Genomic DNA, 25,172 nt, shown 5'->3' with positions numbered 1-25,172 from the left:
CCAAGACTTTCGTCAAGCGCGAGAGAAGGTTAAACTAGAGGCTGCATCTTACCAGAGTGAAGCCCAGTGTTAAAAAGCCTGAATACAACTAAGTTCGTTTCCGTGGCCATTTTATCGGTAATCTTGGCGGGTTGTGGCACTTCAACGCCCACCTCGACCGGAACTGCACCCACAGTGGCCACCTCTTTAGCATCCGCACCTTTGTCGGCCAATGTGTATTTGGCACAAGCCGCCAATAGCAAAGATCCGCAGCAGCGCGATACTAATCTGCTGCTCGCAGCCCATGCCTACATCAATGCCAACGACTACGCAGCAGCGCAGAAGCTACTAAAATCGATACAGCCAAGCTTGAATCAGAGCCCAACATTTCTGGCCGAACATAAATACTTGACCGCGCGCGTGCTTGAACATACGTCCACCTATAGTGATGCACTTAAAGTTCTCAATTATCCAAGCAATTGGAGTTTGCCAAGCTGGCAGATGACGGCTTATCACCAATTCAAGGCGCATTTATATCAATTGAATAAACAGCCTATTGAGCAAGTGCGTGAACTGAGTTTACTGACGACTTACTTGCCCCCCGCCCAAGCCAACGAGGTGAATAACGCGATTTGGCAAGTGCTGCAGCCAATGCACGAACAAACCTTAAAAGCCTTTACCCAAGATGCTAAGACTCCTGTGTTTACGGGTTGGTTGCAATTGGCTTATATCGCGAAGCATTATGCTGTCGATCCGACACAGTTAGTACGCTACTTAGGCGAATGGCAGAAACAAAATCCTTATCATCCTGCAGCGGCTAAGCTACCCGCCGATCTTGACAGAGCCTTAAACGCTAAGCCATTTACGCCAAAAAACATTGCTGTGCTGTTGCCGCTGACGGGCCCAAGAGCTAACGCTGCCAATGCAATTCGCCAAGGCATATTAGCCAGTTACATGGCCAAGCAAAATGACCAAGTCGCAGTCAACTTTTATGACACGGCAAACGATGCTGCCAGCGCTTACCAACAGGCGCTAACTGCGGGAGCCGAATTTATTATTGGCCCATTATTGCCTACTGAAATTGAACAACTGCAAGTGATCAATGCGGCAAACACAGCCACCACTAATACGGTGACTAATACTACCAACCCAGACAAAACGGCCAATACAGCACCTGCTACGCCTGTGCCACAACTATATTTAAATCAAGTAGATAAGTTCACCCCCGATCCGAATAAGTTCTACTTTGCATTATCTCCCGCACAAGAGGCGGCCGATGCGGCGGAGCATTTATATCAAGATGGCGTAACTATGCCGTTACTGCTCGCCAGTAACGATGCCCTTGGCAAACGCATGGCCGAAAGCTTTATTCAAGCATGGAAAAAGAAGAGCGATAACCCTGTCGAAGTTCACTACTTCGATGGCGGTGATAAAATGCGCACCACAGTACAAGATGCCCTTGGCGTGCGCGATAGCCAAGAGCGGATCGCCCGTATTAAAGAGCTGTTAGGCAATTCAGTACAAGCCGACTTCCGCTCGCGCCAAGATATTGATGCCATTTATATGATTTCAACCCCACAGGATCTAACCCTGCTCAAGGCCTTTATCGACGTCAACTTTAGCGTTTTCACACAACCTGTGCCTTTATATACCTCAAGCCGCAGCCGAGTTGAAAATGAAAGCACACAAACGGCGCAGGATTTAAATAACCTGACCCTAAGCGACGCACCTTGGCTAATGCAAAACGGCGAAGAAAATCTGATGGTCAACACACTATTTTCGGGCTGGAATAACAGTCAGAAACGTTTGTTTGTTATGGGTTATGATGCAATGGATTTGATCGGCCGTTTAGCGCAAATGCGCTCATTCACAGGCTATCAATTCAATGGTCGCAGTGGTGCTTTATCTGTCAGTCCAGATGGCATAGTCAACCGCCAATTAAGCTGGGGACGTTATGAAAGAGGTAGCTTCCGCCAGTTATGACACTCGGACAGCAGGCAGAATCGCACGCCCAACGTTACCTTGAACAACAAGGCTTAACTTTTGTCGAACGTAATGTCCGCTATCCGTTTGGGGAAATTGATTTAATCATGCGCCATAAAAACCATTGGGTATTTGTCGAAGTGAAGTATCGTTCGGCAAATCAATATGGCGGCGCATTACAGGCCCTAAGCAGCGCGCAGATTTCGCGAATTCGCAAAGCGGCTAGCCACTATTTACAACTCAATAGACTCGATGTGCCCTGTCGTTTCGATGTCATCGCCATGGAAGCCGATCAAATTCATTGGCTGGTCGATGCCTTTTAAGCGCCAATAGTGAAAGAGTGACTACACAAATTATTTTAACGTCTGTGCCTCAACACGCTTGTGGAAATATGGCATGATAGCAACACTTTATCCTGAAAGGATTTATCCATGTTAGAACGCATTAAAGACAGCTTTACTGAATCTATCCAGACAAAAATCGATGCAGCCGAAGCACTGCCAGAATCAATCGCCAAAGCGGCCGAGATGATGGTGCACTGTCTTTTGGGTGGCAATAAAATCCTTGCTTGCGGTAACGGCGGCAGTGCTGGCGATGCGCAACATTTCTCAGCAGAATTGCTAAACCGCTACGAGATTGAACGTCCACCCTTACCGGCCATAGCTCTGTCTACCGATACTTCAACCATCACAGCGATCGCCAACGACTATAGCTATGATGAGATTTTCTCAAAACAGATTTTTGCCTTAGGTCAACCGGGCGACATTCTGCTAGCTATCTCGACCAGTGGTAACTCAGGTAACGTGATTAAAGCCATTGAAGCCGCATTAAGCCGCGACATGACTATCGTAGCGCTAACAGGTAAAGATGGCGGCGCTATGGCTGGCCTACTGAGCGTGAACGATGTGGAAATCCGCGTACCTTCAAATGTCACTGCACGTATCCAAGAAGTGCACTTACTGGTGATCCATTGCCTGTGTGACAATATTGACCGCACCCTCTTCCCACAGGACGAGCAGCAATGAGACACGCTGCCCCGCTGTTAATGGTTTGCTTGCTGCTTCAAGGCTGCGCCGGTGCCGTTATGGTGGGCGCAGTCAGTGGCGCTATGATGGCCAACGACGAACGTACTGTTAAGACTCAGCTTGATGATACCAATACTGATTTTAAGATCACCAGCGCACTGCTAGAGCAAGAAGATCTTAAAAAACAAACGAATATCACAGGTGTATCCGTCAATGGCAATGTACTTATGATAGGCCAAGCCCCTAACTCTACGTTAAGGGATAAAGCCATCAAGGTCGTACAAGATCTTAAGCTCGGCGGCAAAATACATAATCAAATCCGCATTGGCAATCCAACCTCTTTCACCACCCGCAGCAATGACACTTGGGTTACAACCAAAGTGAAGGGCCGCATGCTGAACGAAAAAGATTTGGATGTGACTCGCATTAAAGTCATCACTGAAAATGGTGAAGTCTTCCTGCTGGGAGTTATTCATCGCTCACAAGCAGACTTAGCTGTTGATATCGCCCGTAATACTGCTGGCGTGCGTAAAGTGGTGAAAGTATTTGAGTATGCTAAGTAATTTTGCAGTTTACCTATTTAAAACTTGAGCCTAAGTGGTGAGCTAACTCGCCCACTTAGGCTTTAACCCTTGCTGTTATTTTCCCGTGAGTGTATCCGCTATCTTAGGTGCCGATTTTGATAGGAGCGATCCTAGCCAAGGTAAAAACAACGAAGGCAATACGATTAAGGCGGCACCGAGCCAACTTAAGTTATCCAACCATTCATCGAACAACAACCAGCCTAAAAAGACAATAAACAACAAGCCTGTGTATTCCGCAATCGCGATATCACTCGCCTGTGCCTTGCGGTAAGCCAGCACACAAAACCAGTGATAAACCAATAAAAATGCGTTGCTCAGCAAGGCCACGCCCACCAGCTCCCAACTCAAACCCTCAATCCCCTGAAACGCTGCAATCACTAACGTTGCCGGAATACCCAGCAAGTTATATAGCATTAGCGTTAGCACGGGATGCTCAGCATGGGGTACTTTTTTAAGTGCTAACTGATTCACTGCAAAAGTAAAAGCAGAAAACAGTACAGCAATGCCGTACCAGTTCATTTCGCTCGGCCGCAGGATAATCAAGATGCCGACAAAACCTAAGCCAGTACAGATTGTCTGAGCAGCGGTGATCCTCTCGCTCAAGAAGAAATACCCCATCAAAATAATCATTAGCGGTGCGGAGTAAAACAATGAGCTAACTGTCGCGAGCGGCAATGCCATTAAGCCAATAATTAAAAAAAGCGCGCCAACTGAGCCTATGTTGGCACGCCAAAGGTGAACTGAGATATGTGTCGTCATCGGACGCTGCGAATACAGCCACACTGGCAACAACATAAATACTGAAGAGATTTGCCTGACAAGGAGGAAAGTCGAGGCACTCGCATCGTCCGGTAACCACTTGATCGATACATCATAGAAGGCACTGAATAGGTTACCTACTATCAATAAAATCAAACCAATAACTACTGGGCGTTGCATTTTTTAACATCCATAAATCTCAATGGCGGCATGATAATCCTCGCAAAACTTAAGCTGAAATGATGCTTTCTCATGCTAGATGAATTAAATTCATACTAAAGCCTTTAGATATTGAAAATCATGAGAAAGCTCCCGCCATTACGCGCTCTACAAGTGTTTGAAGCTGCCGCCAGACAGCAGCATTTTTCTAAGGCCGCCGATGAACTGTGCATCACCCAAAGTGCAGTGTCGCACCAAGTGCGAGTATTAGAAGAGTATTTTGGCGAGCTACTGTTCGACCGTCAGGGGCGTAAACTGCAGTTAACGCCTAAGGGGCACGGACTATTTTTAGAGTTAGAGCGGATATTCAACGAGTTAAGCGACCTCAACTTGAAAGTACGCGATACGCCAAATCAACAGCTCTGCCTAGCCGTTTACAGCTCATTTTCAGTAAAATGGTTGATCCCAAGACTCGCCGATTTTCGCCGCCAATATCCGAGCGTGAAAATCCGCCTCGAGATGATCACCCAAGATCCTGATCTAAGCACCAGCACTGCGGATATCTTCATCGCCGGTAAGCTAAATCAACGTGGTTATTGGCAACAGTTACTGCACAAAGAGCGTTTAATTCCTGTATGCAGCCCCAGTTTTTACCTTAAATGGCGCGATATAAGCCTGAGTAATTTCCAGCAACAAGCTCTGCTGGTGGTTGATGAAGGACCATTAGGGCTCGACTGGCACAAGTGGTCATCGGCGCACCAAATACCACTCGATAACGAACAACAGCATGTGTTTAGTCATATTGTGATGGCGATTGAAGCGGCGATTGCTGGCCAAGGCTTAGCCCTAGCGCCGGACTTTATGGTGGCTGGCGATATCACAACGGGGCGTTTAGTCACCTTGAATCTGCCCGATGTACATACCGGATTTGAATTTACCTTCTTTTGTAAGCAACGCCGTTTATCAGAACCTGCGATTGCCGCTTTCTCATCTTGGCTAAAATCACAGGCTTAGGATGAATTTACAGGCACAAAAAAGCCGACGCGAACGTCGGCTTAATTTATCGATCGATTGATTACACTAACAAACCAATCTTCTCATACACTTTCTTCAGGGTCACTTCGGCGCGCGCCTGCGCACTCTGTGCACCAGCTTTCATCACTTGGTCTAAGTAAGCGCGATCGCTACGAATCGCGCGGTAACGCTCTTGCAGTGGCTCTAACATGCTCACAACCGCTTCACCTGCTGCACCTTTCAAATGACCATACATCTTGCCTTCAAACTCGGCTTCTAGGCTCGCAATGCTTTGCCCTGTCACACCCGACATGAGACTCAGCAGGTTAGAAACACCCGGTTTATTATCCACATCAAAACGCACGACTGGCGGCTCATCACTGTCTGTCATGGCTTTTTTCAGCTTCTTCAGCACTGATTTCGGATCTTCTAGCAGGCCGATAACGTTATTACGGTTATCGTCTGACTTAGACATCTTCTTTAGCGGCTCCTGCAGCGACATGACTTTAGCGCCAAGTTCAGGAATAAACGGCTCAGGAATGGTGAAAGTATCACCATAGGCATTGTTAAAGCGAGTAGCGATATCACGCGTTAACTCAAGGTGTTGCTTCTGATCTTGGCCAACGGGGATTTCGTTCGCTTGATAAATCAGAATATCCGCCGCCATCAACACTGGGTAGCCAAATAAACCCACGTTGATGTTGTTGGCGTGCTTTTGTGATTTATCTTTAAACTGAGTCATGCGGCTCAACTCACCCATTTGGGTATAGCAGTTTAATGCCCAACCCAATTGCGTATGTTGTGGCACCTGTGACTGGATAAACACTGTACTCTTTTTAGGATCGACGCCACAGGCCAAATACAAGGCTAAGGTATCTAAACACGCTTCGCGCAACGCTTTAGGATTTTGGCGCACGGTAATGGCATGCAAATCAACAACACAATACAGGCAGTCGTGGCTATCTTGCATCGCAACCCATTGACGCAATGCACCCATGTAGTTACCTATGGTTAATTCGCCGGACGGCTGTGCACCGCTGAGTACTATGGGTTTGGTCATTACGTCATTGCTCCACTATCTATATAAAAAGACTAAAAAATCGACTAAAGAACAGGTACCCCCCCATTACTTGGTAGGTTTTACCCAGTTCAGAATCTCACTAAATTGCCCACATACGGCATCTGGGCCACTGAGCCCAATATCTTCACCGTAGTTGTAGCCGTAGGTCAAGCCGATTGACGCTATCCCAGCCGCTTTCGCCGCTAAAATGTCGTTTTTAGAATCGCCGACCATCAATAACTCAGTTTTCTCCAATTGCCACTCATGCAATAAGTGCTGCAGCGGCAAAGGGTCGGGCTTCATCTTCGCTAAAGTATCACCACCTAACACTAAGCTGAAAAAGTCGTTAATCCCAAAGGCATTGAGTAATGGCATGGTAAAACGATAGGGTTTATTAGTGACAACCGCTAACTTAAAGCCTGCATCAAACAAAGTTTGCAGCACTTGATGTACGTCACTATACAGCGCACTGTGCTTTTCAAGATTTTCTTGATAATGATGCATAAAAATCGGCATAGCCGCATCAAGGGTTGTTTGCTCAACATCCGTACCCAAAGCATGACTCATAGCACGGCGCATCAACATCTCTGCACCGTTACCGACCCAAGTACGAACTTGCGCCTCAGAGCAGCTCTTCAAACCTAACTCAGTCAAGGCTTCCTGCGTAGCAACGGTTAGGTCCGGCACACTGTCAATCAGCGTGCCATCTAGATCAAACGCAATCGCTTTAATCTTATCCCACATGGCTATGCCCCAACTTTAGCAAGTTCGGCACGCATCTCATCAACAACGGCCTTATAATCGGGCTTGCCGAAAATAGCCGAGCCCGCAACAAACATGTCCGCACCGGCGGCCGCGATTTCTGCGATATTGTCGACCTTAACGCCGCCATCGACTTCTAAACGAATATCAAAACCACTGGCATCAATACGCGCACGCACTTGGCGCAGCTTATCTAAGGTCGATGGGATAAAAGATTGCCCGCCAAAACCAGGGTTCACTGACATCAATAGGATCACATCGAGTTTATCCATCACATGGTCAAGATAATGCAGTGGTGTCGCAGGATTAAACACGAGACCCGCCTTACAACCGCACTCTTTGATGAGCTGAAGAGTGCGATCGACGTGCTCAGAGGCTTCTGGGTGGAAAGTAATAATAGACGCGCCCGCTTTAGCAAAATCAGGCACAATACGGTCAACCGGCTTGACCATCAAATGCACATCAATATCAGCGGTAATCCCATAGTTACGCAGTGCTTGGCACACCATAGGGCCAATCGTTAAGTTAGGAACATAGTGATTATCCATCACATCAAAATGTACTACGTCGGTTCCCGCATCTAACACAGCTTTTACATCGTCACCCAAACGGGCAAAATCGGCAGATAAAATTGATGGAGCAATCAAGAATGGACGCATAAAACACTCGCTGCTATTTGGATAAAAAGTGCCTTATTTTACCCTGAGCCAAGCTAAGCCTCTATAGCTAAAGCCACATTTCTGGCAATTGATCCGCTATGCCTATGTCAGCAAAGCAGCACACTCTGCAGCTATCGCAGTAAATTGGAGCTTAGATTCGGTAAAATAAGCTAATATTTCCGAGCATTTTGGCTGGAATTGATAATTTTTTGTTCATAAACTAAGCGAGTTTGTTATACTCGAGGCGCAGTGCTGGTTCATTCCAAAGGAAGCGTTATGATGGAGCGGTTTAGTCAGTTTTCACACTATGTTAGGTCGGTGACATTCAAGTCATCTATGATGTTGGCATTTACTGCAGTTGTAGTGGCCACGCTAGCTTTTGGCGTTGAAAAACTTACGGAAAATACCGAAACTGCATCTTGCGCTTGTAGCAATGACACTCGTTACAACAATGCACTGCCCAGTAGCCACCCTAATAATCGCTGCGCCGATCAAGCACAAACCTTAAGCTGGAAAACGTGGCTTACAGGTAAAAACCGTTCAAGTCAGTTCCACTTTGTCGATCTACTTGAACTATTACATGGTCATCAAGATAAACCTATGGATGATCTCAAGCCCACTACGTCGCATCTCGCCTATTAATGCTTAGCCGCATTTGGCAAGTATTTCACAGTACCGTTGCCGCCTTTTTCGGGGTACAAACTAGCGAAAATCGTAAAAAAGATTTTCAAACCAGTTCCCCATTGCCCTACATAGTGATGGGCATTGTGTTAGCTGTCATCCTAGTGGCAAGTCTGATGTTTCTCGTAGGACAAGTGCTTAGCTAAACGTTATTTATGTTGAAACTAGTCGTCTTTTGGATCGTAGTTTTCATCATATAGTGCCATCAACTCATCCACTTTATTACGACCACTGCCATTTTGGCTAATGTTGCGTTGCACTTGAATTTTCGCTAAATGCGCGCCGCGATATAACTCGCGAGTTAATGGAATATCGTGATTACTAATCAATACCGGAATACCACGCTCTAACGCGGTATGGCGCGAATGACGAGCCAGCAGTGCTTGATCGTCTAAACTAAAACCGGCACCAACATATGTCGTGAAACTGGATGTAGTAGATAACGGTGCGTAAGGTGGATCGCAATAGATAACATCGCCACTGCGTGTCTGCTCAAAAGCTTTTTCGTAACCAATGCATTTAAACTCAGCACGTTGCGCTTTTTCAGAAAAGGCCCAGATTTCCTTTTCGGGGAAATAAGGTTTTTTATAGGAACCAAAGGGCACATTGAAGCCACCCTTACGGTTATAACGGCATAAGCCATTAAAACCATGGCGATTTAAATAAAGAAAATACACAGAACGCTGGAAAGGGTCGCGACATTTATTAAAGTCGGTCCGCACCTGATAGTAAGCTTCCTTTTGATTCATCTCATCGACAAACAATGCTTTAGCGGCGGCAATGTATGCTTCTGGTTGATGCTTCACTATCTGATATAACTCGATCAAGTCCTGATTAATGTCACAGAGCAGGTAGCTAGGATAATCCGTATTCAAGAAAACGGATCCTGCACCCACAAACGGCTCGACCAAACGGTCTCCTGCGGGTAAATAACTGGCTAAATCATCCACCAATTTAAATTTACCGCCAGCCCACTTAAGGAAGGCTCTGTGTTTTTTTATCATTTAACTTGATGAATGCCGACAAAAATAAAGGCCATGATTGTACTCTGTTTATTCTGAAATTTCACGATTTGAGAGACTTTCTTCTACTTGATAATCTTTCAAATCGGCCCATTTTCTGACCCAAGGTTGCTCAAAACGATACTCCTTAACCAATTGAGCCGCCGCATTCGAAGCCAATTTGCTACTGCTGTAGTGCCCAACGAGAACAACCCACCGCTGTTTATACTTTGCGACTCGAACACCCTCGACATTCTCAAGACTCTTTAATGTCGAACGCAGGGTATCTAACTGAGCAACACTCGCTATTTGTACGGTATAACCTTTGAGTGGCTTTTGCGGTTCCAAAACTGTTTTATCAACCTTTGCAGCCTCTGGCGCTGGAGACTGAACATCTACCGTTTTAGCTTGAGGCTCTGCATCCACAGTTGGCTCATCATCACCAAAAGACTTGCTACTCACTTCACCAACACTCACTAAGGCTCCATCATCAGGCTCTGGATGTGGTGCCTCACCATGAAATTCACTTAATGGATCGACAGCCGGTTCTGTTTTGGCTTTGGATGTATCTAGTTCGTTAACTTTCACAGTTACAGTGGCAAACTTTAATTGTTCAGCGCGCAGAGCAAAATAGGGTGCTAAGATTTTTTGCCCATAGGACAAGAAAGCGGGGGAATCTATCGCAGGAAAAGTCGCAGTCTCTATGGCTTGCTCTTCAGAAAATGGTTGAGTAACACCAAGCCAAATACCTAGCGCTAACAACATGCTCACAGCTGTCACCACCACAGCTTTATATTTCACCCAAGAAGATGTTTTCTCTTGCGGGCTATGCAAGGCTTTATCTAACAGATTGACCACTTCTTGCGGCGTACCCGTTTGCTTCTCAAGCTGACTGCGTACGATTTCCCTTGGCGTAAAAGGGTTTTGATCGCTGTATCTCAGCAATGTTTGATACAAAGCTTCACGCTCTGGCATGGTTAACGGCTCAATACTGATAGGTAATATTTGCCGCCGCAATTGCTCGGGTAATTGTGGCAATAGGTCCGCTAAGAATGCCGGTGGAACCGTGAGCGTGACGGCAATATTCTTACCCGCACACTGGATCTGATTGAGAATAATGCACTCAGCCCATAATGCCTTAGGCAATAAATGCGCATCATCGATAATGATATGTAAGGGTTTAGTTTGCGTGCTCGCAAGCCGCAACAGAGTATCGGCGAGGGGAATGTCGTCGTCAAAAATAGGGGATGAAATTAGCTGGACTAGAATTTTGCGGCGTATCTCAGCGTTATCGGCATGCATAGGACAAATCACAAATGCCGCATTTGACTCGTCAAAATCGGTCGCTAATCCGGTAACTAAGGTCGTTTTTCCTGAACCGCTGACACCAGAAAGCACCAGCAGCTGATCGCTATAACTGGCAACATGATGCATTCTTTGTATGAGGGCTTCCTGAGAAGGAAGCAAGACAGAACCCTGAAACGTCACTCGCCCACCACACAGTTTTTATGCGCAGCGAATAACCTGTTCAAGGGTAGATTCTGTGACTTGACTAAACACATCCGCGCGGCCTATTGCCGTTGGGAGCACCAGTCGAATCTGACCGCCTAAAACTTTTTTATCGCGTCGCATATGTTGAATGAAACTGTCGAAATCCATAGATTCCGGCGCACTCACTGGAAGATCAAAAGCTTGTAGTAACTGTATGATACGACAAACGATTGACTCATCGATAAGCCCCAGTGCCTTAGCTGTTTTAGCAGCAAGGACTGTGCCAGCTGACACGGCTTCACCATGCAGCCAATTACCGTAGCCCATTTCGGCTTCAATCGCGTGACCAAAGGTATGACCCAGATTCAACAAAGCACGCACGCCCTGCTCAGTTTCATCTTGGCTAACCACATCAGCTTTAATCTCACAGCAACGAGAGATAGCATAAACTAATGCTTCGGCATCTAAAGTTTTTAGCGCCGTTACATTATCTTCAAGCCATTGAAAAAAATCAGCATCCCACATGATGCCATACTTGATGACTTCCGCCATTCCCGCCGCAAACTCGCGCGCTGGAAGCGTATGTAAACATAAAGTATCGATAAGCACGATTTGTGGCTGATAAAAGGCCCCAATCATGTTTTTACCAAGAGGATGGTTAACAGCCGTTTTACCGCCGACGGAAGAATCCACCTGCGACAATAAAGTTGTCGGAATTTGAATAAAATCGATCCCACGTTGATAACATGCCGCGGCAAAGCCCGTCATATCACCAATCACGCCGCCACCCAAAGCCACCAGCACAGAATCTCGACCATAGTTTTGCTGCAGCAGTGCAGTAAAAATAGTATCTAGATGTGCTAAGTCTTTGAATTGTTCGCCATCGGGAAGGATAACACTCTCTACCTCACCAAACGAAGCCATCGTCTCTTGTATCTGTTTAAGATACAAAGGCGCGACAGTTTCATTGGTGACGATAAGAATACGTTTTTTAAGCAGGTAGCGAGACAAAGTCTCGCCATCACTCATCAAATTCTGGCCAATGTAAATGGGATAACTACGTACACCTAAATCAACCTGAATTTGCTTCATAAATTCTGCCTAAAAACCTAATTGCTCAATGATCTGATTTGCGACGATCTTTGCGCTTTGATCATCGGTTTTGACAATCACATCGGCAATTTCTTCGTACAATGGATTACGGATCTCTGCAAGATTCTCCAACACTTCTCGAGGATCATCCACTTGCAATAATGGGCGTCGCTTGTCTCTTTGAGTACGAGCGACCTGTTTGTCGATAGTGGTTTCCAGGTAAACCACAATGCCACGAGCAGACAGATGATTACGGATATCTTTGCTTTGTACTGAACCACCACCGGTGGCAAGGACGATACCTTGTTTCTCAGACAAATCAGCAATAACCTGAGCTTCACGACGACGGAAGCCTTCTTCACCTTCGACGTCAAACACCCAAGCAATATCAGCGCCTGTGCGTTGTTCAATCTCTTGATCCGAATCGTGGAATTCTAAATGCAGCATTTGCGCCAGATGGCGACCAATTGTGCTTTTACCTGCGCCCATAGGGCCTACCAGAAAAATATTACGTTTTTCAGCCATTTCTTGTACGTCTGAATCTTATTGAAAAGTATGCCTATATCGACTCAACATCAAGCCGACCTATATGTTACCTTGCTCTTATGAGACTTGACCGAGGATTATCTCAGCTTAGGGTCTACTATGGCAAGCCATGTGCGCTATTTATGCAAAGAATTGTATTCCAGTAATAATAAAGCCAGCAATCACTGCTGGCTTTAGTCGATACATAGCAAGTGCTTAGATCTTCTCACCGACTATTTTGGGGGTTACGAAAATAAGTAGCTCTTGGCGCTCATTTTTGTCTGTTGTGTTCCTAAACAGGAAACCGACTAAGGGAATGTCACCGAGAATAGGGACTTTACTCACACGGCTGATCAAGTTTTGCTGATAAATACCACCAAGGACTATGGTTTCACCGTTATCAACTAGCACTTGAGTGCCAATACGCTGGGTATCGATGGCGACAGCGGGGCCCGTTGGTGTGTCAACCGTCTTGCCCTGAGAGTCTTGGGTGATTTCCAAATCTAAAATAACGCGGTTATCAGGTGTAATTTGTGGTGTAACTCGCAAGGACAACACGGCTTTCTTAAAAGTGACCGAGGTTGCACCGCTTGAAGTCGACTGCACATAAGGGATCTCCACACCCTGCTCAATATAAGCCGCCTTTTGGTTAGAGGTGGTAATACGAGGGCTGGCGATAATTTCACCTTTATTTTCTTGCTCTAACGCACTCAATTCCAAATCAAGAATAGTACCATCTGCCAACTTAGCAACGTGGAATGCGATACTTGTTGGATTGGTCACTGCCGCAGGCAAATTAACGTTCAAACGTTGGTCAGGAGTTGGAATGATGCCGTTGGCAATACTCTGAGCACCTTCTAATGTACCTGAGGTTCCCTTACTGCCCTGCTGATCCGTTACGCCCCAACGTATGCCTAAGTCTTCAGAGACATCATCTTTGACCGTTACCATACGTGACTCGATCAGTACTTGACGAATAGGGATATCGAGTACTTCGACTAAACGATGGATGTTCTCAATCGTTTCTGCCGTATCTTTCACGAGTACTGTGTTGGTACGTTCATCGACCGCGACTGAGCCGCGTGGCGAGAGTAAACTAGAATCTGCACTTTTAAGGAGCTCAGCAATATCGATCGCTTTGGCATAGTTAATTTGCAAGTACTCAGAATACAAAGGTGCTAGCTCTTTAACTTCTTGCCTATTTTTGAGATTTTGGCTTTCACGAATAGCCAACTCTTCGCTCGGTGCCACCATTAAGATGTTGCCTTCGATACGTTTATCTAGGCCTTTGGTTTGTAGAATCAAATCTAATGCTTGGTCCCAGGGCACATCATCCAATCTCAAGGTGATGTTGCCTTCAACAGTATCACTCGTGACTAAGTTAAAATTGTTATAGTCAGCAATGATCTGCAAAACAGTACGTACAGGGATATTTTGAAAGTTAAGCGACAAAGTACGGCCATTGTATTTTTTAACATCTTTCTTGGCGGCAACTCTCTCAACTTTATTCATCGAGAGTCTAAAGAGATTATCCTCTTGCTTATAACTGAACTCATATTCCCCAGCAATATCAACTAAAATGCGCGTTGTTAGATCTTCTTTAAATGTCTCGAAGCTTTTTACTGGTGTTGAAAAATCTTTCACATCCATAACATAAAGCAGATCACTATTAATATCAGTGTTATATAACTTAACTTCGAGTTTAGCGCCCACTTGCTCAACGTTAACGGCAACCGAGCGGTTATTCAAATAGACTAATAACTCACCGCCACCATTTTCATTACGACGAAAATCGATATTTTTAATGCTGTTAACGAAGGGATTTTCTGCCTGAGTCTGAGCGCCTGCAACCTCATCATTAATAGTGAGTCGATATGAGTTGCCCATGACTGAACCTTGGTAAGGTTTCACTTTGGACATACCTAAGGTGACTTTAAGACGAGTATCTTGCTGCTCAGTCATCATGTCAGTTACACCGACTTGATTAATGGGTAAGCGATCCTTAGATAAACCAGAAATACTATTATCAAAGGTTAATACGAGCTCTGCAGGCGAGGCATTAGAGTCAATAACTGGCGGAGTGACCGCTTCTTCAAATACCAACTCTAGCTCTAACTGATGGTCAACCAAGGCATGGTACTTAACATCCATTAATCGGTTTGCAGCATAACTCGATGGCAAAATTCCAAATACCAATGCGATCCCAATAACAGACTTGATTAAGCCTGAAGAAATTAACGGGACTTTTATCGCGGCAGAAGATTTCATTATTCCCTCATCCTTCGCTCGTTATTCTCCAGAAAGTTCTAAATTGCTCGTCCTTTCGGACCAACAACCTGAACCATCTGGAATTAATTCTACTACTTCGACATTTTGTGAAGTAACTTTAGAAATGCGTCCATTAAACAGACCTAAATACTCACCAACGCCCATCCGATAAACACTGCCGTCATTTGTTTCAACTAACGCCCAAGTTGTATCGGCTTCACTTAAGGTGCCACGCATTTTTAAATTATCTAAAGGATAAGTTTCTAATCGTCCTTTTCGACGCTTTAAGTCCGGTTGTAAACAATCTTTGCTGGTATCAACAACTTCTTCCGTTAACTCACGTGAAGGTGGTACAAAAGGGCTACGCATTAACTCGGCTTGATAGGCAAAGTGCTCAAATCTTGGCGGCTCTTTCAAGGGCGGGATATGAGCAACGTGTTGCGCTTTGGTTGTAGTAACAAATAGCTCTAAATCACTACGATCGCCAACACAACCCATTAAAAAAAGACTCAAGGCTAACAAAGGTAAGAATTTCATTATTTCTTCCCCTTATTAGCAGGTTTTTCAGGCGGTAATTCAGCCCCTTCTTTAAAGCGATATGTCTTGGCTAAGATATCCATTGCTAAGTTGCCGGCTTCATCTCGCTTAATGGTAAAATCATGGAGGCTAACGATACGCGGCAGCTTAGCGACACCACTCACCATACTACCTAGCTGATGGTAATCTCCCGTCACAGACATTTTAATTGGAAACTCAATATAGAAATCCCGCTGGATTTCGGCCTCCCAATTCAAACTATTAATTTTGAGTCCTGCATCCGTTGCCACAAAAGTTAAATCGTCTAGCAAACCTGGCATTTCATTTTCAGATGGCAGCATCTTCAGTAACTCTGCAAACTGTACTTCCATCGTCGCTAGCTGCTCTCGGTAGAGTTTTAAATTTGCCGCAAGTTGATACTTATTCTTGAAATCATCTCTGAGCTGCACTTCTTTATCTTGCTCTGCGGTATAAATATCTACTGAATCGGAGACGACCAAAAAATATCCCGCAGCAAAAACACAGAGTGCTAAAAGGATCGCGAAAAAAGTTTTAACTTGATTTGGCCAACCACCAATATTTTCAAAGTCGATATCATTAAATTGACTTAGATCGAGTTTCATTTACTCGCTCCTTTTGTCATTTTCTCAGGCTCATCTACACTCGCGCCTTTAATAGTGACTCTCAAACTAAAACGCTGTAGTTGCCGTAACTCTTCATTTTGGGTCACGATCGATTGCATATTAGGATCGGTTAACCATTCGGATGTTTTCACTTTTCGCATCATGTTGGCGACGTTATTGTTCGATTCACTACGCCCTTCAATCAGCAACAAACTGCCTTTTTTCTCTAGACTAGACAGATATATTCCTGGAGGTACAATTCGAACAAGCTCATCTAACACGTGAGTAGGCAAATTACGGGATTGCTGTAGATTAAGAATAATTTCTGTACGCCGCTCAATGTCTTTCTTACGTTCTGTAATTTTCTTGATCTCAGAAATTTGTGTTTCAAGCAGACTGATTTCCGATTGCAAATAAGCGTTACGTGCTTTTTGCTCATCGGTCATAACATCTAATAAAGATACTGCGACATAGACTAAAATCGCCGACGCTAAAAATACTGCCGCTAAAATACCAATATAGTCGCGCTTTTGTTTTTCTCTCGCCTCTTCTCGCCAAGGGAGTAGGTTTATGTTCGCCATTGACCGTAACTCCTCAATGCTAAGCCACAAGCAACCATATATTTGCTGATTGTAGGTTGCAGCGCACTTTTAACCGACTCATCGGCATGCAAACACCCTTGAAAAGGATCGGCGATAATAGTGTGAACACCCAATTCATTCGTCAGTAAATTAGCCATACCTTCTAATTTAGATGTTCCACCGCATAATACGAGGTAGTCGACTTTATCTTTACCGCTGGAAGTGCAATAAATCTGCAACGTACGTTTTATTTGTTGTAATAGCTGAGTTTGAAAAGGTGACAAAACTTCAAACATATAATTTCGTGGTAAGTCGCCTTCAATCTTTGCTTTCTCAGCTTGATCATAAGACATGCCATAGAAGGATAATATTGACTGAGTAAATTGCTCACCACCGAAAGCTTGCTCACGAATAAAAGTCGTCTCACCCGATTCAACCACAGAGAAAGTCGTCATATTCGCGCCGATATCAACCATAGCGACGGCTTTATGTTTCGCTCCTTCTGGAAGCTGAGCCAGAATTAACTCGGCAGCTCGACCTAAAGCGTAACCTTCAACATCCACCACTTTAGCCTCAAGTTCCACGCTATCCAGCGCATCGACTCTGACATCAATATTATCAGTGCGGCATGCGCTCAACAGCACATCAACTTTAGTAGGATCGGTACTGTTTACGTTTAGCGTTTCAAAATCTATGCTAACTTCATCGAGTGAATACGGAATAAGGTTATCGGCTTCAATTTCTATCTGTGCCTCCATTTCTTCCTCACTAAGGGAGGCATCCATGTAGATCACTTTCGTCATCACAGCAGAACCCGAAACAGAAACAGCGGCATATTTAACGGATTTAGGCAGGCTACGTTTTATTTGCTTAAGGCATTCAACAACGGCATCAGCATCACGAATATCATGATCGTTAACGGCCCCCTTCTTAATGGGTACCGCGGCATGACTCAATATATTGTATCCGTCAGCAGTCTTACTCAACAAAATGGCCTTAACTTCATGGGAACCGATATCGATTCCCACCATCTGCGGAGCCTGACGCTTCCATAAATTTGAAAGCATATCCATTGTCACTTTTTTATTTATATTTCAGTAAAAGAGATTAGCACAAAATCAACTTGTTATACTTACTTGTATCGAATGTTTCATCATTTTACAAATGCTATTTTGTGAGTCTCACGTTTTTACTTCACCAAGACGTGTGCGCCTTATATACTGTCGCACTTAACAGAACATTAGGATAAATTTTGGTGAAGTGGTTAAAACGTATTGTTATAGCACTATTCAGTCTAGCCCTTTTGGGCGTAGGCGCCATTGTGGCAGCATACTTTTATGTTTTGCCGGATTTACCGGATGTTTCAACACTAAAAAATGTGCAACTTCAAACACCTTTACGTATTTACAGTAGTGACGGCAAACTTATTTCTCAATTCGGTGAGAAACGTCGCATTCCACTAACGTTAGACGAAGTGCCAAAACCTCTGCTACAGGCGTTTATCGCAACCGAAGATGCCCGCTTTTATGAACATGGTGGTATAGACCCTGTTGGCGTGCTTCGCGCCGCATTAGTGATGTTGACCACTGGTGAGAAAAAGCAAGGTGCGAGTACGATTACCATGCAGGTCGCACGTAACTTCTTCTTAACCCGCGATAAGACTATTATTCGTAAAGTGAAGGAGATTTTTATCTCCTATCATATTGAAGAGTTACTCACCAAAGATGAAATTTTAGAGCTCTACGTAAACCGCATTTACTTAGGCCAACGGGCCTACGGTGTTGGGGCTGCTGCGCAAGTGTATTTCGGTAAAAACGTGCAGGAACTCAGCTTATCTGAACTGGCCGTTATTGCAGGCCTACCCAAGGCGCCCTCTACACTCAATCCAATCACGTCACCTTCGCGTGCATTGGCTCGCCGTAATGTCGTCCTCATGCGGATGAATGAAGTCGGCTACATCAGCCAAACCGAATACCAAGCGGCACTACAAGAGCCATTGGTGGCCAGATATCATGGCGCTGAAATTGATCTCTATGCCCCTTATATTTCTGAAATGGCTCGGGATTACATGGTACAGAAGTACGGTGAAGAAGAGGCCTATACCAATGGCTACAACGTCTATACGACTATCTCATCGGATCTACAACTTAAAGCTCAACAGGCACTGCGTAATAACGTCTATGCCTATGATGAACGCCATGGCTACCGTGGTCCTGCTGCCGTGTTGTGGACGGACGAAAAACCTGAACCTGCTCAAATCAAAACTGAACTAGCCAAGATTGCTTCAGTACAAGAATTGCAACCCGCCGCAGTCATCAGCATTGCAGATCAGCAAGCCAGCATAATGACCGCCAAGGGCGAGACCAAAGTCATTACTTGGGATGGATTAAAGTGGGCACGTAAGTTTATTACTGATAAGCGTCAAGGTAGTGTACCGAAATCAGCTTCTGACATACTCAAGGTCGGCGAGCGTATTTGGATCCGTGATAACGGCCAATATTTGCAACTATCGCAAGTACCAGAAGTCGCCAGCGCAACAGTATCACTCGACCCCAAAAATGGTGCTATTCGCACTTTAGTTGGTGGTTATAGCTTTAGCCAAAGCCAATACAACCGAGTGACTCAAGCGAAGCGTCAATTAGGTTCGAATATTAAACCTTTCATCTATGCCGCAGCATTAGAGAAAGGCTTTACCTTAGCGACCCTCATAGATAATGCGCCAATTAATAAACCCGATATCAGCCAAGGCACTGCATGGCGCCCTAAAAACTCACCCGATATCTATGGTGGCCCAACTCGTTTACGTGTGGGTTTAGCGCAATCTATTAACGTTATGTCTGTGCGTGCAATGCGCCATGTCGGACTCGACGAAACCATTGCTCAACTCGTTGAATTTGGTTTTGATCCTAACGACTTACCTCGCAACGAATCGATTGCATTAGGTTCGTCTTCAGTCACGCCATTGCAAGTAGTTACTGCATTTAACGTATTTGCTAATGGCGGTTTCTTACTCGAACCTTTCTATATTGATCGCGTAGAAGATGCTTACGGCAATGTTATCGAAAAAGCGAACCCTACATTGGCCTGTAAGCCTAGCCAAAGTCTTAGCCAACCAGTTACACCGAGCGACTCTATAGCGTTCAGCGTAAGTGGAGACTCTGGTGCTGAGCCTAGTGCACCTGTTGCGCAGTGTTTCAATCAAACCGGTCGCTACGCTCCGCAAATTATTTCAGAGCAAACGGCATTCCTCATTACCGAAGCACTGAAGAGCGTGATCTGGGGTGGCGGCGATTGGAGTAAAGGCACGGGTTGGCAAGGTACGGCTTGGCGCGCAGCAAAATTGATTAAGCGCCATGATATTGCAGGTAAAACGGGTACTACCAACGAATCGCGCGACACTTGGTTCAGTGGTTTTAGCCCAGTCATCACCAGTACGTTCTGGGTCGGTTTCGACGATCACGGTCGCCAACTGGGCAGAACCGCATGGAATGCAAACGGCGAAAAAGATCAGATAACTGGCGCCGAAGCGGGTGCGAAAACAGCTGGTCCGGGCTGGAACGAGTTTATGAACAGTGTCTTACAAGGCACACCTGAGACAACCTCGATTCCGCCAGAAGGCATAGTTTCGGTACGCATCGATTTAGCGACGGGTAAACTTACCCGTAAAACCGACTATACCAGTGCGTTCGAGTACTTTATTTCAGGTACAGAGCCGAAGGAATACATCAGCGAAACTCAGGATGAAAACAATTTATTCATCGATGCACCAACCGATGATTTATTCCAATAAACAAATGCTAAAAAGTCATTACCACTAATTGTGGCCCAATAAAAAACGCGACCTAACGTCGCGTTTTTTATTAGCTTGTATTGTGGATTTGAATAACTCGCTTAACGTGCTTTCTTAGCAGCAATCGCCTGCTGAATTTGTGGCAATGCAGTACCACCGAGCACGTCACGTTTCGCTAAACAAGCTTCAATAGTCAGATTTGGATAGACATCATCTTCAATGATAGCGGCAAAAGTTTTTAATTCGGCCAAAGAGAATTCCTCCAGCGGAATTTGCTTCGCTATCGCAGCAACCACGACTTCACCCACAACATGGTGCGCCTCACGGAACGGCATGCCTTTAGACACGAGATAATCCGCAAGCTCAGTAGAATTTGCATAACCTTGCTGTGCCGCTAACAGCGCATTAGGGCGATTGACCTTCAAACCTGACAACACTAACGCCGCCATATCGAGGCAAATGGCCCAGCTATCGACCACGTCAAACAGGCCTTCTTTATCTTCCTGCATATCTTTGTTGTACGCCAAAGGCAGTGCTTTCATCGTAGTGAGAATGCCCACTAAGCTGCCATAAACCCGGCCAGTTTTGCCACGGATAAGCTCTAATGCGTCTGGATTTTTCTTCTGTGGCATCAGGGATGAACCCGAAGTTACTTCATCACTCAGGGAAATAAAGTTCGCTTCACCTGAGTTAAAGAAAATCAAATCTTCAGCCATACGGCTTAAGTGCATCATGCTGATCGATGCGGTTGAACAAAGCTCTACCACGTGATCTCTGTCTGATACGCTATCTAAGCTATTCAGCGTTGGCGAGGCAAAATTCAGCGCCGCGGCCAGAGCATGTCGATCCATCTTATAAGCTGTGCCTGCTAATGCTCCAGAACCTAAAGGACAGGTATTAGCGCGGGTTAACGCATCGGCTAAACGGCTGATATCCCGCTCAGTCATTTCCACATACGCTAAACACCAGTGGCCAAATGTCACAGGTTGCGCGCGCTGCAAGTGAGTATAGCCTGGCATTACCGCATCAAATTCACGCTCAGCCAACGCCAGTAATTCAGCATGTAAGCATTGAAGACGCGCGAGTAATGCTTTGCCTTCGGATTGACACCAAAGCTTTAAATCGGTGGCAACTTGATCGTTACGGCTACGACCAGTGTGCAATTTCTTACCGAGATCGCCCACTTTGGCAATCAAAGCCGACTCGACGAAACTGTGAATATCTTCGGCGCCCGAGGCGAGAATAATCACCGGATCGCCCTGCACTTCCACCAGCAAGTCATTAAGCGCTTTTTTCAAGTCGCGGCATTCAGTTGCCGAGATAATTCCCACGCTGGCAATCGCATCCGCCCAAGCAATGGAGCCGACTACATCCTGTTCGAACAAGCGATAATCCACAGGCAACGAATCGTTGAATAATTTGAATAGCGCGCTCGTTTCGCCCTGAAATCTTCCACCCCATAAAGCCATGCTAACTCCCCTTACTCACTGCTTATTTGAAATCGACTCATCTGAATCAAAAACTAAATCAAAACCTAAAAACAAAAAAGGGCGCTAGGCGCCCTTTGAAACGACCTATTACTTAGACTTTACATCGTTAGCGTTGAGTGCGCGGATGCGGCTCGCCAATGAGTACAGGCGGATAAAGCCTTCGGCATGTTTTTGATCGTACACTTGATCTTCACCGAAGGTGGCAAACGCTTCAGAGTACAAGCTGTTAGGTGAACGCTTCTTCACCGCCGTCGCTTGGCCTTTGTAGAGTTTAACCACGACTTCACCGTTCACTGACTCAGCCAATGACTCAGATGCTGCCAACAGTGACTTGCACAGTGGCGTGAACCAACGGCCGTCATACACTAAATGCGCCATTTGTGCGGCAACTTGCTCACGCCAGTTACGGCTGGTTTTGTCGAGTACAAGTTCTTCAATCGCACGTAGTGCTGCGAACATCACAGTGCCGCCGGGTGTTTCGTAACAGCCACGGGACTTCATGCCGACTAAACGGTTTTCGGTAATGTCGATACGACCCACACCGTGTGGTGCAGCAATAGCGTTTAATGTCATCAGCGCAGCATAAGGCGTTAGGGCTTCACCATTCACTTTAGTGATACGGCCATGTTCTACTTCTAGCGACACATATTCAGGCTTGTTCGGTGCATCTTCAGGATCGGCAGTCAGTGTCCATACGCCTTTGCTTGGCTCGTTCCATGGATCTTCTAACTCACCACCTTCATGGGATATATGGAAAGCGTTGGCATCACGGCTATAGATTTTAGTCGCTGATGCTGACGTCTTGATGTCACGTTCAGCTAAATAGGCCAGTAGATCTTCACGGCTCTGCATAGTCCATTCACGCCATGGGGCAATCACTTTTAAATCAGGTGCTAATGCGGCGAAGCAACCTTCGAAACGCACTTGGTCGTTACCTTTGCCAGTACAACCGTGACACAGAGCATCGGCGCCCACTTTACGAGCCACTTCAACCTGCGCTTTGGCAATAATAGGACGCGCCATTGACGTACCGAGTAAATAAGTGCCTTCGTAAATCGCACCGCTCGCAATCGTTGGGTAGATATAGTCTTTAACGAATTCTTCTTTTAGATCGACGATATGACATTCAGAAGCACCTGAAGCTAAAGCTTTTTCAGTCAAGCCAACCAGCTCTTCTTCGCCTTGGCCAACGTCGGCGCAGAATGCGATGATTTCACAGTTATCGTAGTTTTCTTTTAACCAAGGAATAATGGCCGAGGTATCTAGACCACCTGAATAGGCTAAAACCACTTTTTTCACGCCAGTATTTTTTATCTCGATAGACATCTTAAATTCCTATGACTCGTTTCTCTCAGGGAGAAAACAGGCTGCTAAACAGGGTTAATTTAACTAAATAAGGTTACCAGTACCGCATTTTGGGCATGCATCCGATTTTCGGCTTGTTGCAGAATTAAGGATCCTGCACCGTCCATCACTTCATCTGTTACTTCTACACCACGGTGGGCGGGCAAACAATGCATAAAGAAGTTAGCGCCCGCTTTCGCCATCAAAGCTTTGTTTACTTGGTATGGTGCAAACTTCGCTTTGATATCCGACAAAGGCGTTGGATCGCCCATTGAAATCCAAGTATCAGTATAAATAGCGTCGTGACCTTCAATCGCATCGATATCTGAGGTCAGCACTATCTTGCCGCCATATCGTTTGGCGAGCTCTTGCACTTCTGCCACTACGTAGCCATCAGGAAAGTGACCCGCTGGGCAGATCACTGTCATGGTGGCACCGAGAATAGCCGCACAGTACATCAGCGAGTTAGTGACATTATTACCATCACCAACATAAGCTAATTTAGCTTTACTGACATCCTCAAACTGCTCTGCCAGAGTTAAAAAGTCAGCTAAGGCTTGGCAAGGATGATAAAGATCCGACAGCGCATTGATCACGGGCACTGAGCCGAACTCGGCTAATTGTTCAATGGTGGTGTGTGAATAGGTTCTCGCCACAATTGCGTCGGCCCAACATGACAGGTTAGAAGCAAAGTCAGCAACCGATTCCCGTTTTCCCAGTTCACCATTTTGCTGGTCTAGGTATAAACAGTGGCCACCGAGCTTATTAATACCGATATCAAAGCTAACGCGTGTTCTGAGTGAGGGCTTTTCAAATAACATCACCACACTCTTGCCATCCAGCGCATGACGATACTCAGCCGGATTGGCTTTGATCGTTTTTGCCAAGGCAATTAGATCCTGTAACTGCTGCTGGGTTAAGTCTTTTATCGATAGTAAATGCTTCATAACCTACTCCACTTATGGTTGGATTTGTGTTCCTACGGCTTCACCTTTTGCTAATGCGATTAATTGGCTTGCATCACGCCACGAGGCAACTTGTACCGCCTGCCCCATCCACTGTGCTACTTCGAGCGCAGCTTCAACTTTGACCTTCATTCCCTTTTCGATCACACCTTGCTTAACAAGGTCTGCTATCTGCTTGCCATTTAAACTATGGATGAGCTGGCCTTTACCATCGAGCACCCCAGAAACATCCGACAGCAGCACTAACTTGCCGCCCACTAATTTAGCTAAGGCCGTCGCCGCTTGGTCAGCATTGACGTTAAGCATTTGACCATCGTCCATCATGGCGATAGAGCTACAAATCGGCATCCAACCTTGCTCGAGGATAAACTTAAGATAAGTGCCATCCTTTGGCGTGACTTCGCCAACAAGGCCTAAACGCTCATCTTTAATCTTAGCCGAAACAGTATTGCCATCGGCAAGACTCATACCCACACTCACAATGCCAGCCTTAGTCGCTGCGCCTTGAAGGATTTTGTTCGAAGTGCCAGCAAGTGCGCCGGCAATAATCGGCATTTGCTCTGGCGGAGTCACACGTAAACCTTCTAACTTGACGGTCTCCATACCATTAGCCGCTAACTGCTCATCCACCAGACAGCCGCCGCCATGTACCATCAACACTTGCTGACCATTGGCTAACATAGCCGCAGCCGTATCCATCAATCGCGCCATCCCCATTTCACATTGCAGCAGCGCGCCGCCCACTTTAAGCACTAATACTGAGTTGTTTGTAGACATCTTGACGACTCTCTTAAATAAGG

General features: G+C 45.6%; 25 protein-coding genes. 8 read left to right on the top strand and 17 right to left on the bottom strand.

The window, feature by feature from the left end; all coding sequences use genetic code 11:
* Nucleotides 1–66 precede the first annotated feature (66 nt).
* From HUB64_RS00525 to dolP, 4 genes are all read left to right on the top strand, one after another.
* Complete coding sequence (locus tag HUB64_RS00525; RefSeq protein ID WP_173496133.1) at nt 67–1,962, top strand: penicillin-binding protein activator; 1,896 nt, start codon at nt 67–69, stop codon at nt 1,960–1,962.
* A complete protein-coding gene (locus HUB64_RS00520; protein ID WP_105250524.1) occupies nt 1,959–2,285 on the top strand; it encodes a YraN family protein in 327 nt (108 codons plus the stop codon). Before HUB64_RS00525 ends, HUB64_RS00520 begins: the two co-directional genes overlap by 4 nt.
* A gap of 108 nt (nt 2,286–2,393) precedes the next feature.
* Complete coding sequence (locus tag HUB64_RS00515) at nt 2,394–2,987, top strand: phosphoheptose isomerase (protein WP_105250525.1); 594 nt, start codon at nt 2,394–2,396, stop codon at nt 2,985–2,987.
* Nucleotides 2,984–3,550: a division/outer membrane stress-associated lipid-binding lipoprotein gene (gene dolP / locus HUB64_RS00510; protein WP_105250526.1), complete on the top strand. Its 567-nt coding sequence runs from the start codon at nt 2,984–2,986 to the stop codon at nt 3,548–3,550. Before HUB64_RS00515 ends, dolP begins: the two co-directional genes overlap by 4 nt.
* 75 nt (nt 3,551–3,625) lie before the next feature.
* Here the strand turns inward: dolP and HUB64_RS00505 are convergent, their stop codons facing one another.
* Nucleotides 3,626–4,510, bottom strand: a complete 885-nt coding sequence (locus HUB64_RS00505; protein ID WP_131525400.1) for a DMT family transporter — start codon at nt 4,508–4,510, stop codon at nt 3,626–3,628.
* A gap of 120 nt (nt 4,511–4,630) precedes the next feature.
* On the opposite strand from HUB64_RS00505, the gene HUB64_RS00500 reads away from it, so the two are divergent.
* Complete coding sequence (locus HUB64_RS00500; RefSeq protein ID WP_173248100.1) at nt 4,631–5,503, top strand: LysR substrate-binding domain-containing protein; 873 nt, start codon at nt 4,631–4,633, stop codon at nt 5,501–5,503.
* A gap of 61 nt (nt 5,504–5,564) precedes the next feature.
* Here the strand turns inward: HUB64_RS00500 and trpS are convergent, their stop codons facing one another.
* The 3 genes from trpS to rpe form a co-directional block, all read right to left on the bottom strand.
* Nucleotides 5,565–6,563, bottom strand: coding sequence for a tryptophan--tRNA ligase (gene trpS / locus HUB64_RS00495; protein ID WP_173496132.1), 999 nt, complete (start codon nt 6,561–6,563; stop codon nt 5,565–5,567).
* A 66-nt stretch (nt 6,564–6,629) separates the two neighbouring features.
* The gene (locus tag HUB64_RS00490) at nt 6,630–7,307 is read right to left on the bottom strand and encodes a phosphoglycolate phosphatase (RefSeq protein WP_173496131.1); all 678 of its coding nucleotides are present in this window, start codon (nt 7,305–7,307) and stop codon (nt 6,630–6,632) included.
* A 2-nt stretch (nt 7,308–7,309) separates the two neighbouring features.
* Nucleotides 7,310–7,984, bottom strand: a complete 675-nt coding sequence (rpe, locus tag HUB64_RS00485) for a ribulose-phosphate 3-epimerase (protein WP_012090481.1) — start codon at nt 7,982–7,984, stop codon at nt 7,310–7,312.
* 276 nt (nt 7,985–8,260) lie between these two features.
* Here rpe and HUB64_RS00480 point away from each other — a divergent pair, with 276 nt between their 5' ends.
* Together HUB64_RS00480 and HUB64_RS00475 are read left to right on the top strand one after the other, a co-directional pair.
* Nucleotides 8,261–8,626: a hypothetical protein gene (locus HUB64_RS00480; RefSeq protein WP_105250531.1), complete on the top strand. Its 366-nt coding sequence runs from the start codon at nt 8,261–8,263 to the stop codon at nt 8,624–8,626.
* On the top strand, nt 8,626–8,811 hold the full coding sequence (locus HUB64_RS00475; RefSeq protein WP_105250532.1) for a DUF2970 domain-containing protein: 186 nt from the start codon (nt 8,626–8,628) through the stop codon (nt 8,809–8,811). Before HUB64_RS00480 ends, HUB64_RS00475 begins: the two co-directional genes overlap by 1 nt.
* Before the next feature lie 18 nt (nt 8,812–8,829).
* On the opposite strand, the gene HUB64_RS00470 is transcribed toward HUB64_RS00475, so the two are convergent.
* The 9 genes from HUB64_RS00470 to HUB64_RS00430 form a co-directional block, all read right to left on the bottom strand.
* On the bottom strand, nt 8,830–9,669 hold the full coding sequence (locus HUB64_RS00470) for a Dam family site-specific DNA-(adenine-N6)-methyltransferase (protein ID WP_131525404.1): 840 nt from the start codon (nt 9,667–9,669) through the stop codon (nt 8,830–8,832).
* Between the two features lie 48 nt (nt 9,670–9,717).
* On the bottom strand, nt 9,718–11,154 hold the full coding sequence (locus HUB64_RS00465; protein ID WP_173496130.1) for an AAA family ATPase: 1,437 nt from the start codon (nt 11,152–11,154) through the stop codon (nt 9,718–9,720).
* A gap of 18 nt (nt 11,155–11,172) precedes the next feature.
* Entirely contained in the window at nt 11,173–12,249 is a 1,077-nt protein-coding gene (gene aroB, locus HUB64_RS00460; protein WP_113941457.1) for a 3-dehydroquinate synthase, read from the bottom strand.
* Between the two features lie 9 nt (nt 12,250–12,258).
* Nucleotides 12,259–12,774 carry a shikimate kinase AroK gene (gene aroK / locus HUB64_RS00455; protein ID WP_006083542.1) on the bottom strand — a complete coding sequence of 172 codons (516 nt, stop codon included), beginning with the start codon at nt 12,772–12,774 and terminating at the stop codon, nt 12,259–12,261.
* A 216-nt stretch (nt 12,775–12,990) separates the two neighbouring features.
* Nucleotides 12,991–15,042: a type IV pilus secretin PilQ gene (locus HUB64_RS00450; RefSeq protein WP_113941458.1), complete on the bottom strand. Its 2,052-nt coding sequence runs from the start codon at nt 15,040–15,042 to the stop codon at nt 12,991–12,993.
* 21 nt (nt 15,043–15,063) lie between these two features.
* The gene (locus HUB64_RS00445) at nt 15,064–15,579 is read right to left on the bottom strand and encodes a pilus assembly protein PilP (RefSeq protein ID WP_105250537.1); all 516 of its coding nucleotides are present in this window, start codon (nt 15,577–15,579) and stop codon (nt 15,064–15,066) included.
* A complete protein-coding gene (locus HUB64_RS00440) occupies nt 15,579–16,202 on the bottom strand; it encodes a type 4a pilus biogenesis protein PilO (protein ID WP_173496129.1) in 624 nt (207 codons plus the stop codon). Before HUB64_RS00440 ends, HUB64_RS00445 begins: the two co-directional genes overlap by 1 nt.
* Nucleotides 16,199–16,783, bottom strand: a complete 585-nt coding sequence (locus HUB64_RS00435) for a PilN domain-containing protein (protein ID WP_105250539.1) — start codon at nt 16,781–16,783, stop codon at nt 16,199–16,201. Before HUB64_RS00435 ends, HUB64_RS00440 begins: the two co-directional genes overlap by 4 nt.
* Nucleotides 16,771–17,850, bottom strand: a complete 1,080-nt coding sequence (locus HUB64_RS00430; protein ID WP_173497866.1) for a pilus assembly protein PilM — start codon at nt 17,848–17,850, stop codon at nt 16,771–16,773. Before HUB64_RS00430 ends, HUB64_RS00435 begins: the two co-directional genes overlap by 13 nt.
* A gap of 188 nt (nt 17,851–18,038) precedes the next feature.
* Between HUB64_RS00430 and HUB64_RS00425 the strand changes: the two genes are divergently transcribed.
* Nucleotides 18,039–20,573, top strand: coding sequence for a PBP1A family penicillin-binding protein (locus HUB64_RS00425; protein WP_173496128.1), 2,535 nt, complete (start codon nt 18,039–18,041; stop codon nt 20,571–20,573).
* Between the two features lie 101 nt (nt 20,574–20,674).
* Here HUB64_RS00425 and argH read toward each other — a convergent pair whose 3' ends face one another.
* The 4 genes from argH to argB form a co-directional block, all read right to left on the bottom strand.
* On the bottom strand, nt 20,675–22,042 hold the full coding sequence (argH, locus tag HUB64_RS00420) for an argininosuccinate lyase (RefSeq protein WP_173496127.1): 1,368 nt from the start codon (nt 22,040–22,042) through the stop codon (nt 20,675–20,677).
* A gap of 108 nt (nt 22,043–22,150) precedes the next feature.
* Nucleotides 22,151–23,389: an argininosuccinate synthase gene (locus HUB64_RS00415; protein ID WP_173496126.1), complete on the bottom strand. Its 1,239-nt coding sequence runs from the start codon at nt 23,387–23,389 to the stop codon at nt 22,151–22,153.
* A gap of 59 nt (nt 23,390–23,448) precedes the next feature.
* A complete protein-coding gene (locus HUB64_RS00410; protein WP_105250543.1) occupies nt 23,449–24,354 on the bottom strand; it encodes an ornithine carbamoyltransferase in 906 nt (301 codons plus the stop codon).
* Between the two features lie 12 nt (nt 24,355–24,366).
* The gene (argB, locus tag HUB64_RS00405) at nt 24,367–25,149 is read right to left on the bottom strand and encodes an acetylglutamate kinase (RefSeq protein ID WP_007644494.1); all 783 of its coding nucleotides are present in this window, start codon (nt 25,147–25,149) and stop codon (nt 24,367–24,369) included.
* Nucleotides 25,150–25,172: the final 23 nt, after the last annotated feature.

Origin of the sequence: Shewanella sp. ISTPL2 (assembly GCF_013283205.1) — a bacterium.
Classification (GTDB): Bacteria; Pseudomonadota; Gammaproteobacteria; order Enterobacterales; family Shewanellaceae; genus Shewanella; species Shewanella oncorhynchi.
The sequence above is the reverse complement of the archived record's forward strand: the minus strand, read 5'-3'. Positions and strand labels throughout refer to the sequence as shown.

Coding starts and splice junctions, on each gene's coding strand:
- HUB64_RS00520 (WP_105250524.1), top strand. CDS start 1,959: ATGACACTCGGACAGCAGGCAGAATCGCACGCCCAACGTTACCTTGAA.
- HUB64_RS00515 (WP_105250525.1), top strand. CDS start 2,394: ATGTTAGAACGCATTAAAGACAGCTTTACTGAATCTATCCAGACAAAA.
- dolP (WP_105250526.1), top strand. CDS start 2,984: ATGAGACACGCTGCCCCGCTGTTAATGGTTTGCTTGCTGCTTCAAGGC.
- HUB64_RS00505 (WP_131525400.1), bottom strand. CDS start 4,510: ATGCAACGCCCAGTAGTTATTGGTTTGATTTTATTGATAGTAGGTAAC.
- HUB64_RS00500 (WP_173248100.1), top strand. CDS start 4,631: ATGAGAAAGCTCCCGCCATTACGCGCTCTACAAGTGTTTGAAGCTGCC.
- trpS (WP_173496132.1), bottom strand. CDS start 6,563: ATGACCAAACCCATAGTACTCAGCGGTGCACAGCCGTCCGGCGAATTA.
- HUB64_RS00490 (WP_173496131.1), bottom strand. CDS start 7,307: ATGTGGGATAAGATTAAAGCGATTGCGTTTGATCTAGATGGCACGCTG.
- rpe (WP_012090481.1), bottom strand. CDS start 7,984: ATGCGTCCATTCTTGATTGCTCCATCAATTTTATCTGCCGATTTTGCC.
- HUB64_RS00480 (WP_105250531.1), top strand. CDS start 8,261: ATGATGGAGCGGTTTAGTCAGTTTTCACACTATGTTAGGTCGGTGACA.
- HUB64_RS00475 (WP_105250532.1), top strand. CDS start 8,626: ATGCTTAGCCGCATTTGGCAAGTATTTCACAGTACCGTTGCCGCCTTT.
- HUB64_RS00470 (WP_131525404.1), bottom strand. CDS start 9,669: ATGATAAAAAAACACAGAGCCTTCCTTAAGTGGGCTGGCGGTAAATTT.
- aroB (WP_113941457.1), bottom strand. CDS start 12,249: ATGAAGCAAATTCAGGTTGATTTAGGTGTACGTAGTTATCCCATTTAC.
- aroK (WP_006083542.1), bottom strand. CDS start 12,774: ATGGCTGAAAAACGTAATATTTTTCTGGTAGGCCCTATGGGCGCAGGT.
- HUB64_RS00450 (WP_113941458.1), bottom strand. CDS start 15,042: ATGAAATCTTCTGCCGCGATAAAAGTCCCGTTAATTTCTTCAGGCTTA.
- HUB64_RS00445 (WP_105250537.1), bottom strand. CDS start 15,579: ATGAAATTCTTACCTTTGTTAGCCTTGAGTCTTTTTTTAATGGGTTGT.
- HUB64_RS00440 (WP_173496129.1), bottom strand. CDS start 16,202: ATGAAACTCGATCTAAGTCAATTTAATGATATCGACTTTGAAAATATT.
- HUB64_RS00435 (WP_105250539.1), bottom strand. CDS start 16,783: ATGGCGAACATAAACCTACTCCCTTGGCGAGAAGAGGCGAGAGAAAAA.
- HUB64_RS00430 (WP_173497866.1), bottom strand. CDS start 17,850: ATGCTTTCAAATTTATGGAAGCGTCAGGCTCCGCAGATGGTGGGAATC.
- argH (WP_173496127.1), bottom strand. CDS start 22,042: ATGGCTTTATGGGGTGGAAGATTTCAGGGCGAAACGAGCGCGCTATTC.
- HUB64_RS00415 (WP_173496126.1), bottom strand. CDS start 23,389: ATGTCTATCGAGATAAAAAATACTGGCGTGAAAAAAGTGGTTTTAGCC.
- HUB64_RS00410 (WP_105250543.1), bottom strand. CDS start 24,354: ATGAAGCATTTACTATCGATAAAAGACTTAACCCAGCAGCAGTTACAG.
- argB (WP_007644494.1), bottom strand. CDS start 25,149: ATGTCTACAAACAACTCAGTATTAGTGCTTAAAGTGGGCGGCGCGCTG.